This window comes from Streptomyces sp. CBMA29 (assembly GCF_014596445.1).
In the GTDB taxonomy this organism is placed as follows: Bacteria; Actinomycetota; Actinomycetes; order Streptomycetales; family Streptomycetaceae; genus Actinacidiphila.
The window spans coordinates 1-7,978 of sequence record NZ_MECL01000061.1; the positions used below are offsets into that span (position 1 = coordinate 1).

The following is a 7,978-nucleotide window of genomic DNA, read 5'->3' on the forward strand; positions in this document are numbered from 1 at the left end:
ATCATGCCGGTGCCCGCGGCGACGACGACGCCCGGCCGCAGGCCGAGCGCGCCCGCGTACGCGGTCACCGCGTCACCTGCCAGTGCCAGCGACTCCACCCCGAAGGCGGCGGCCAGGGCGTCGGGCAGCACGGCGCGCAGGTCGGTGCCGAGCGTGGCCATACCGGCCGCGCCGACGCATGCGGCGGCCAGCGTGCCCGCCCCGGCCTTGTCCAGCAGGCCGTTCACCAGGGGCACGACCTGGTCGAGCATGCTCGCGGCGTCGATCCCGCGCTCGCCGGTCACGGCCGGGCGGGCCGAGACGGCGGGCGCGGACACCTCGGCGCCGTCGGCGCGGGCGACGGCCACCCGCACGCCGGAACCGCCGGAGTCGATCCCGAGCACCCAGTCAGCGGAAGCGGGCACGGATCAGCCGAGCCCGCGCGAGTCCTGCTTGAGCGCGGTGTCCACGGTCAGCGCCGAGGCGACGACCATGCTCAGCAGCGGGTCGGCCAGCGGCCGGTGGATCTGGAGGACGTAGTTGTCCGCCGTGGTGAACATGGTCTTGGCCAGGCCCTCCCACGTCTTGGTGATCCGGCCGATCTCCGTCTCCGTGTGGTCCACGATGGCGAAGTTCCACGCCCGCCAGTTCTCGGCCTTGATGGCACCGATCTGCTGGCCGTTGTACATGAACGCGAACTTGATCTTGCCGAAGGCGTTCTGCTGCACGATCTCGCCGAGCGGCTCACCGTTCGAGCGGTGCACCAGCACCTTGGACTTGATGAACTTCGCGGGCCGGGTGAGCACCAACTGCGGCTGCCCGTGCGCGTCCCTGACCTCCAGCTTGTGGGTCAGGAACTGGTCCACGCTGGAGACGAAGCGCAGCACCTTCTTCGCCGTGCTCTGCCCGATCTCGACGACCGAGCCGAGGGTACGGCCCTGCTGGTCGAAGACGCTGTACTCGTTGACCAGCTCGATCAGCTTGGCCTTCTGGTTCACCACCAGGATCGGCTCGGTGAACAGGGTGCCGCCGCCGAACGAGGTCGGCGCTATCCCGGCCTGCTGCTGCACCTGGCGCTGGACCTTGGACGGGTCGGGGGCGCCGCTGACATTCAGCTCCCACGCGTTGCCGCCGCCTTGCTGCTGCTGCGGAATCTGGCCGGGGTTCGTGTGCTCCGTCCACTGTTTGCCGTCCCAGTAGCGGAGCAGATTCGGGGTGCCTTGCGGGTCGGCGTACCAGCCCGCCGGAGTATTGGGATGCGTCGTCACCCGGGCAGAGTACCGTCAAGACATGTCAGGGAAGGAGCCAGTCGACCGGCTGCGCACCCTGTCGGACCAGCAGATCATTGGCGCGGCTGAACGGCCGTGAGCCGAAGAAGCCGCGGTCGGCCGACATCGGCGAGGGGTGCGAGGACTCGATCGCGGGCAACTGCCCGAGCAGCGGCCGCAGATTGCGGGCGTCCCGTCCCCACAGCACGGACACCAGCGGACGGCCCCGGGCGGCGAGCGCCCTGATCGCCTGCTCGGTGACCTCTTCCCAGCCCTTGCCTCGGTGCGCGGCGGGCCGCCGGGGCGCGGTGGTCAGCGCCCTGTTGAGCAGCAGCACACCCTGCCGGGTCCACGGTGTGAGATCCCCGTTGGACGGCCGCGGCAGCCCCAGGTCGGAGCCCAGCTCGCGGTAGATGTTCTCCAGGCTGCCCGGCAGCGGCCGTACGTCCGGCGCGACCGAGAAGCTGAGCCCCACCGCGTGCCCGGGGGTCGGATACGGGTCCTGCCCGACGATCAGTACCCGGACGTCGTCGAAGGGCTGCTGGAACGCGCGCAGCACGTTCGCACCGGAGGGAAGGTACGTACGCCCCGCGGCGATCTCGGCGCGGAGGAAGTCCCCCATCGCCGCGATCCGGTCCGCCACCGGTTCGAGCGCCTTCGCCCAGCCCGCTTCGACGATCTCGTTCAATGGTCGCGCTGTCACGGTCCGTCACTCTACTGGCTCAACGGCCGTGCCGCGGACAGGGATCGGACCCGCCCGCGTGCGAGGGCTCCGGCGGCGGACCGCCGGGCACGGCCGGTCAGAGGCCGGCCCGGCGGAAGGCCCGCCCGTACTGCTGCGGCACCTCCACCTCGGAGCCCAGCTCGCGGGCGGCGTGCAGCGGCCAGTTCGGCGTGCGCAGCAACTCGCGGCCTAGCAGGACGGCGTCGGCCTGGCCGGTGGACAGGATCGTCTCGGCCTGCCGGGGGTGGGTGATCTCGCCGACGGCCGCCACCGGCAGACCGGTCTCGGCCTTCACGCGGGCCGCGAAGGGCACCTGGTAGCCGGGGCCGAGCGGAATGCGTACGCCCGAGGCGTTCCCGCCCGTGGACACGTCGAGCAGGTCGACCCCGCGCACGAGCAGTTCCTTGGCGAAGCGGACCGTCTCGTCCGCCGTCCAGCCGCCGTTCTCCAGCCAGTCGGTGGCCGAGACGCGGAAGAACAGGGGCAGTTCCTCCGGCCAGACCTCGCGCACGGCGTCGACCGTCTCCAGTGCGAATCTGATCCGGTTCTCGAAGGCGCCGCCGTAGCCGTCGGTGCGGTGGTTGCTGTGCGGGGAGAGGAATTCGCCGATCAGATAGCCGTGCGCGCCGTGCAGTTCGAGCACCTCGAAGCCCGCCGCGAGCGCGCGCCGGGCCCCGGCCACGAACTGCCCGACGACGTCCCTGATGTCCGCCTGCGACAGCTCGGTCGGCACCTTGGACTGGTCGGAGAACGCCACCGGGCTCGGTGCCACCGGCTGCCAGCCGCGCTCGTCCTCGCTCAACGGGCCGCCGCCCGCCCACGGCCGGTCCATGGACGCCTTGCGTCCGGCATGTCCGATCTGGATGCCGGGGACGGTGCCGTGGTCCTTGAGGAAGCGGGTGATCCGGCTGAAGGCGGCCACCTGGTGGTCGTTCCAGATGCCGAGGTCGGCGGGGCTGATCCGGCCCTCGGGGCTGACCGCGGTCGCCTCGACCAGGATCAGTCCGGCGCCGCCGACCGCCCGCGACGCGTAGTGCGCGAAGTGCCAGTCGCCGGGCGCCCCCTCGTCGGGCCCCTCGGTCGCCGCCGAGTACTGGCACATCGGCGCCATCCAGGCCCGGTTGGGAATGGTCACGGACCGCAGGGTGAAGGGCTCGAACAGCGCGCTCACGGCACTCTCCTCGTCGTCGGACTGGCGTCGCGGGGCTCCACCGGTCGGGGTCTGTCGCCGCGCACTGGTGACGGCTTCTACGATAGACACCGTAGTACGGCAGACGTCAAACTACGACGGGTATCGTAATATGACGTTCATGACACTCCCGATTCCGTCCCACGCGCCGCCGACCGCGGGTCCCGACGTCACGTACGGCGCCGCCACCGCCGCCACGCGCGCCCTGGAGCACCCCGCCACCGCGGAGATCCGGCTGGAGGAGGTGCTGCACGCGCTGTCCGACCCGATGCGGCTGATCGTGGTCCGCAATCTGGCCGCCGCCCATGGCGAAGTGGCCTGCTCCGACGTGCCGTTGCCGGTCAGCAAGTCCACGACCACGCACCACTTCCGGGTGCTGCGCGAGGCGGGCGTCATCAGCCAGATCTACCGCGGCACCTCCAAGATGAACGCGCTGCGCAGGGACGACCTCGAAGCGCTCTTCCCCGGTCTGCTGGACCGCGTCCTCGACGCGGCGGCCCGCCAGGCGGCCCGGCTCGACGGCTGACCGTGAGGCGTGGGGCGCCCGTATCCGAAAGCCCGGATCCGAATGGCTGTGTCCGAAAGCCCGGATCCGAGTGCCCGAGTTCGACGTGCCCGGATTCGACGTCCCTCGCTGTATCCCGTCGGTGACGGGCCTCAGGCCGGTCCCTCGGCCGCCGCCGACGAGTGGCCCGCCGCCGTCAACAGCCCTTCCCAGTCGGGGATCTTGACCGTCCCCCGGTCCAGGGAACGGCCCCACTGCGCCTCCGCCGCCTCGATCGCCAGCCAGCCCTGCCAGGCGACCGGCCGTACGCCCGCGGCCCGCAGCCCCGCCAGCGGATCGGCCGACAGCTCTCGCGTCAGCAGAGCCGGCGCGTCGGCGACCAGCGCCGTCGCGGTCTCCTTGGCGCACGGCCGGTTGGTGCCGATCACACCGGTCGGCCCGCGCTTGATCCAGCCCGCCACGTACTCGCCGGGGGAGGGCGTACCGTCGCGCAGCACACGGCCCGCGTCGTTCGGCACCACCGCGCCCCGAGGGTCGAAGGGCAGGCCGGGCAGCGGCACCCCCTGGTAGCCGACCGAGCGCAGGACGAGTCCCGCGTCGATCTCCTCGCCGCCGCCTGTATCCGACACACCGCCGTGCCCGTCAGGACCCGTTCGGGTGAATCGGACCGCGCTCACCCGCCCGGCCTCGTCGGCGAGGAACGCGGTGGGGCGCAGGAAGAAGCGCATATGGAGCCGGCGCGGCCGTCCCCGCGGCGGCTGGGCGGCCCACGAGCGCAGCACCTCCACATTGCGCCGGGCCGCCGTCGGCAGACCGGAGGGGTCGGCGTACGCCGGGTCGAGCGCCAACTCGTCCTCGCGCACGACCACATCGGTGTCGGTCAGCGCGCCCAGCTCACGCAGCTCCTTGGTGGTGAACTTCGCCTGCGAGGGCCCGCGCCGCCCCACCATGTGGATGTCGGTGACGCGGCTGTCGGCGAGCGCCCGCAGCGCGGCCTCCGGTACGTCGGTGCGCCGCAGTTCGTCCGCGCGCCGGGCCAGCACGCGCGCCACGTCGACCGCGACATTCCCGACGCCGATGACCACGGCCGAGCGGGCCCGCAGGGCGAAGCCGTCCGGCGGCTCGTCGGGGTGCGCGCTGTACCAGGACACGAAGCGGGTCGCCGAGTAGCTGCCGGGCAACTCCTCGCCGGGCACGCCCAGTCTGCGGTCGGTCGCGGCGCCCACGCAGTAGACCACCGCGTGGTACAGGCCGAGCAACCGCTCGGGCGTCAGCGGTGCGGGGCCCACGCCGACGTTGCCGAGGAAGCGCACCCGCGGATCCTCCAGCACCTTGCGCAGGCTGCCCTGGAGGGACTTGATCTTCTCGTGGTCGGGCGCGACACCGTATCTGACCAGGCCGTACGGGCACGGCAACCGGTCGAGCACGTCAACCGCGACATCCGGCACCGACTTCTGACGGGTGAGCGCGTCCGCGGTGTACACCCCGCTCGGACCCGAACCGACGACTGCGACGCGTAACACGGCGGTGCTCCCTTCGGCGGGATGTCACCAGCATGCGCCCTCCGGACGCGCCACGGCAGAGTCCTGCACCCGCCGACCTGGTCGAGGCGCACGATTTCAGCCCACCGGCCGCCCGTCCGCGCCGTTCCCGCCGTCCCCGTCCCCGCTGGCGCCGACCTTCGCGGGGGCCACCGCACCGCCCTTCGGCGGCACCCCCAGCGTCCACTCCAGCCCGTACCGCTCGAAGAGTTCGGCCCGCAGCCGCGCCAGCGGCATCGGAGCGCCCGGCAGCAGCAGCGCCACGGTCGCGCCCATCAGCAGGGCGCGCAGCAGCCGGTACTCCGCCTCCGGCCCCTCGGGTCCCGACACGATCCCCGCGCCGTCCACCGCGTGGCTCAGCAGCGCCGCGAGCTTCTGCTGCTCCGGGCACTGGATGAAACCCTCCGCCTGGAGGATCGACGCCATGTGCGTACGCATCAAGGTGGTGTGCGTCTGCGTGAGGCCGAGAATCGCGTCGATGGCCCGCGCCATCCGCTCCAGGCCGTCTTCCGACCGCGGCTCGCGGTCCAGCGCGGCGGCCAGTTCCATGTGCATCAGCCGGTGCACGGCGGACTGCAACAGTTCGCGCTTTCCCGCGAAGTAGTACGAGACCAGGCCGCGTGCCGACCCCGCCCGCTGGGTGATGTCCGCCAGCGTGGTGGCCGCGTATCCGCGCTCCTCGACCAGCTCCACCGTTGCCTGGAGCAGCCGTTCCCGGGAACGCTGACGCATTGCTTCATTGACCGATGCGCTCCGAGGGGACATTATTTACTCCTGCGTTGACTGGCTGCGAGCCAATATACTCAGCGCAACCCGGCGGGCTTCGCCCTGTCCGGGAAACGGGGGATGGTGCCGGTCCCGGCGGCGCGGGGGATCGCCGGGACCGGCACCGATCCCGAAAGCGCTTGTCATCGAGGCTCTTGTCCTGCAAGCGCTTGCCCCTTCAGCGGCCGGTTCATGAGCGCTCGGCGCGTACGGTGCGCGGCGCCGCATCAGGCCAGTCGGTCCAGGACGCCGAGCAGCGCGTCGGGACGTGCCGTCACCGGCAGATGGTCCACCAGGAAAACCGGGCAGCCCAGCGCGGCGGCGCCACTGTCCGCCGCACGGCTGTCGCCCACCATCGCGACGTCCGCGGGCTCCAGCCCGAGCCCTTCGCAGGCGATCCGGAACAGCCGCTCGTCCGGCTTCTGGACGCCGTGCTCGAAGCTCAGCACGAAGACGTCCACCAACGCGTCGAGCCCGTGCTCCGCGAAGACCGGCCGCAGATCCCATCCGATGTTGCTCACCACCGCCACCGGCACGCCCCGGTCCCGCAGGGCTCGCAGCACGCGCTCGGTGTCGGGGTACGGATTCCACGCGGCGGGCGCCATATGCCGGTCGTAGAGCGCGTCGTGCACATCCCAGGGGAGCGCGAGGGTACGGGACAGGCCGCCGTACGCCGCCCGGTGCTCGGCCGCGCTGGTGTCGCGCCGCGCCCAGGCCGCCGCCCAGCGCGGCGGAATCCGCTCGGGCGGTCCGCCGCCGGGCAGCGCCCCCGCCCGCTCCAGCGTTCCGGCGTACGCCACGACCTCGTCATCGGTGGCCGTGACTCCCTCGGCGGTGAGCGCCGACCGCAGCCAGGACTCGGCCGGTTCGACCCGCATCAGGGTGCCGGAGAAGTCGAACATCACGCCCTTGACGGCCATGTCCCCGCCTCGCCCGCCGCCGCTCAGGTCAGCGCGCCGAGGCCGGGGCCGAAAGCGATCAGCAGCGGGACCGCCGGGACCAGCAGCGCGAAGGCCGTCATCCGCACCCGCTGGCCGAGCGGCAGCCGGGGCGTGGGATCGAGCAGCCGGTGCACGCGGCCGGGCAGCGCGGCGAGCGGCGTGGGGCACGGGCCGAAGACACCGCGTTCCGCGTTCAGTTCGACCAGCGCGAGAGCGGTGGTGAGGCGGCCGAAGCGGCGCGAGGCCGTGTCGTCGGCCGCCAGTTCCACCAGGTGGTGCACCTGGTCACGGAAGGCGGCGAAGACCGGCACCTGTGGGAAGCCGCCCGCCAGCGCGCCCGAGCAGTGCAGCAGCACATCGTGCCTGGCGCGTACGTGGCCCTGCTCGTGGGCCAGCACGGCGTCCAGTTGGCGGCCCTTCAGGCGGCGCAGCGCGGCTGTGGTGATGACCAGTTGGGGCTCGGCGCCGGACAGCCACCAGGCGTCGGAGCGGGCGTCCTCCAGGACCACCAGACGCTCGCCGGGCGTGACGGTCTCACCGGGCAGCCGGGGCGCGCGCACGCGGAGTTCCGCACGGCGCTGCTTGCGCCGCGACCGTGTGCCGCGCACCTCGCGGGTGAGCATCGCCGCGGTCCACACGCCGCCGAGCGCGAGCAGGACGGCGATGGTCCCGGCCCAGCGGCCGTACTCCGACAGCGCGTAGGCGTCGACCACACCGCTCGGGGCGAACGCGAAGAGATTGCCGCGGACCGCGGCCCAGGCGGCCGAGGCGGAGAGCGCCATGGCCAGCACACAGCACAGCAGTACGGCGGCGACCACACACTGCCAGACCCACAGGGCCAGCACCGGTTCGCGTTCCGGCCACTTGGCACGGGACAGCAGACGCGGCGCCATCGCCGCCGCAAGTGCGCCGAGAATCAGCAGCACGAACGGGACCGTCATGGTGATCAGCCTAGGAGGCGCGGGGATCACGGGGGACGGACCACGACCCGATGTGACGCATGACTCACGGCAGCGAGTCCGTCACAGGGTCAGCAGCATCGCGAACATCCCCAGCGCCATCGCCA

The 7,978-nt window shown here is 72.3% G+C and carries 8 protein-coding genes and 1 pseudogene; 1 reads left to right on the forward strand and 8 read right to left on the reverse strand.

All coding sequences use genetic code 11. The annotated features are described in order from the left end of the window. The 4 genes and pseudogenes from BGM09_RS08900 to BGM09_RS08915 all read right to left on the reverse strand — a co-directional run. Positions 1-404: pseudogene (locus BGM09_RS08900) on the reverse strand (ATPase); the annotation flags it as partial. Positions 405-407: 3 nt separating this feature from the next. Next, positions 408-1,247 carry a phospholipid scramblase-related protein gene (locus BGM09_RS08905; RefSeq protein WP_188280926.1) on the reverse strand — a complete coding sequence of 280 codons (840 nt, stop codon included), beginning with the start codon at positions 1,245-1,247 and terminating at the stop codon, positions 408-410. Between the two features lie 25 nt (positions 1,248-1,272). Continuing rightward, complete coding sequence (locus BGM09_RS08910) at positions 1,273-1,950, reverse strand: uracil-DNA glycosylase (protein WP_188280927.1); 678 nt, start codon at positions 1,948-1,950, stop codon at positions 1,273-1,275. Positions 1,951-2,047: 97 nt separating this feature from the next. After that, a complete protein-coding gene (locus BGM09_RS08915) occupies positions 2,048-3,142 on the reverse strand; it encodes an NADH:flavin oxidoreductase/NADH oxidase (RefSeq protein WP_188280928.1) in 1,095 nt (364 codons plus the stop codon). A gap of 139 nt (positions 3,143-3,281) precedes the next feature. Here BGM09_RS08915 and BGM09_RS08920 point away from each other — a divergent pair, with 139 nt between their 5' ends. Continuing rightward, entirely contained in the window at positions 3,282-3,686 is a 405-nt protein-coding gene (locus tag BGM09_RS08920) for an ArsR/SmtB family transcription factor (RefSeq protein ID WP_223186536.1), read from the forward strand. A 131-nt stretch (positions 3,687-3,817) separates the two neighbouring features. Here BGM09_RS08920 and BGM09_RS08925 read toward each other — a convergent pair whose 3' ends face one another. The 4 genes from BGM09_RS08925 to BGM09_RS08940 form a co-directional block, all read right to left on the reverse strand. Beyond that, the gene (locus BGM09_RS08925) at positions 3,818-5,188 is read right to left on the reverse strand and encodes an FAD-dependent oxidoreductase (RefSeq protein WP_188280929.1); all 1,371 of its coding nucleotides are present in this window, start codon (positions 5,186-5,188) and stop codon (positions 3,818-3,820) included. A gap of 96 nt (positions 5,189-5,284) precedes the next feature. Beyond that, positions 5,285-5,971 carry a TetR/AcrR family transcriptional regulator gene (locus BGM09_RS08930; RefSeq protein WP_188280930.1) on the reverse strand — a complete coding sequence of 229 codons (687 nt, stop codon included), beginning with the start codon at positions 5,969-5,971 and terminating at the stop codon, positions 5,285-5,287. A gap of 227 nt (positions 5,972-6,198) precedes the next feature. Then, positions 6,199-6,891: an HAD family hydrolase gene (locus BGM09_RS08935; RefSeq protein ID WP_188280931.1), complete on the reverse strand. Its 693-nt coding sequence runs from the start codon at positions 6,889-6,891 to the stop codon at positions 6,199-6,201. Positions 6,892-6,914: 23 nt separating this feature from the next. Further along, positions 6,915-7,853, reverse strand: a complete 939-nt coding sequence (locus tag BGM09_RS08940) for a M56 family metallopeptidase (protein ID WP_188280932.1) — start codon at positions 7,851-7,853, stop codon at positions 6,915-6,917. Positions 7,854-7,978: the final 125 nt, after the last annotated feature.

Bases quoted from the DNA above. Each gene is read 5' to 3' on its own strand.
- BGM09_RS08930 (WP_188280930.1), bottom strand. From the start codon at position 5,971: ATGTCCCCTCGGAGCGCATCGGTCAATGAAGCAATGCGTCAGCGTTCC.
- BGM09_RS08920 (WP_223186536.1), top strand. From the start codon at position 3,282: ATGACACTCCCGATTCCGTCCCACGCGCCGCCGACCGCGGGTCCCGAC.
- BGM09_RS08935 (WP_188280931.1), bottom strand. From the start codon at position 6,891: ATGGCCGTCAAGGGCGTGATGTTCGACTTCTCCGGCACCCTGATGCGG.
- BGM09_RS08940 (WP_188280932.1), bottom strand. From the start codon at position 7,853: ATGACGGTCCCGTTCGTGCTGCTGATTCTCGGCGCACTTGCGGCGGCG.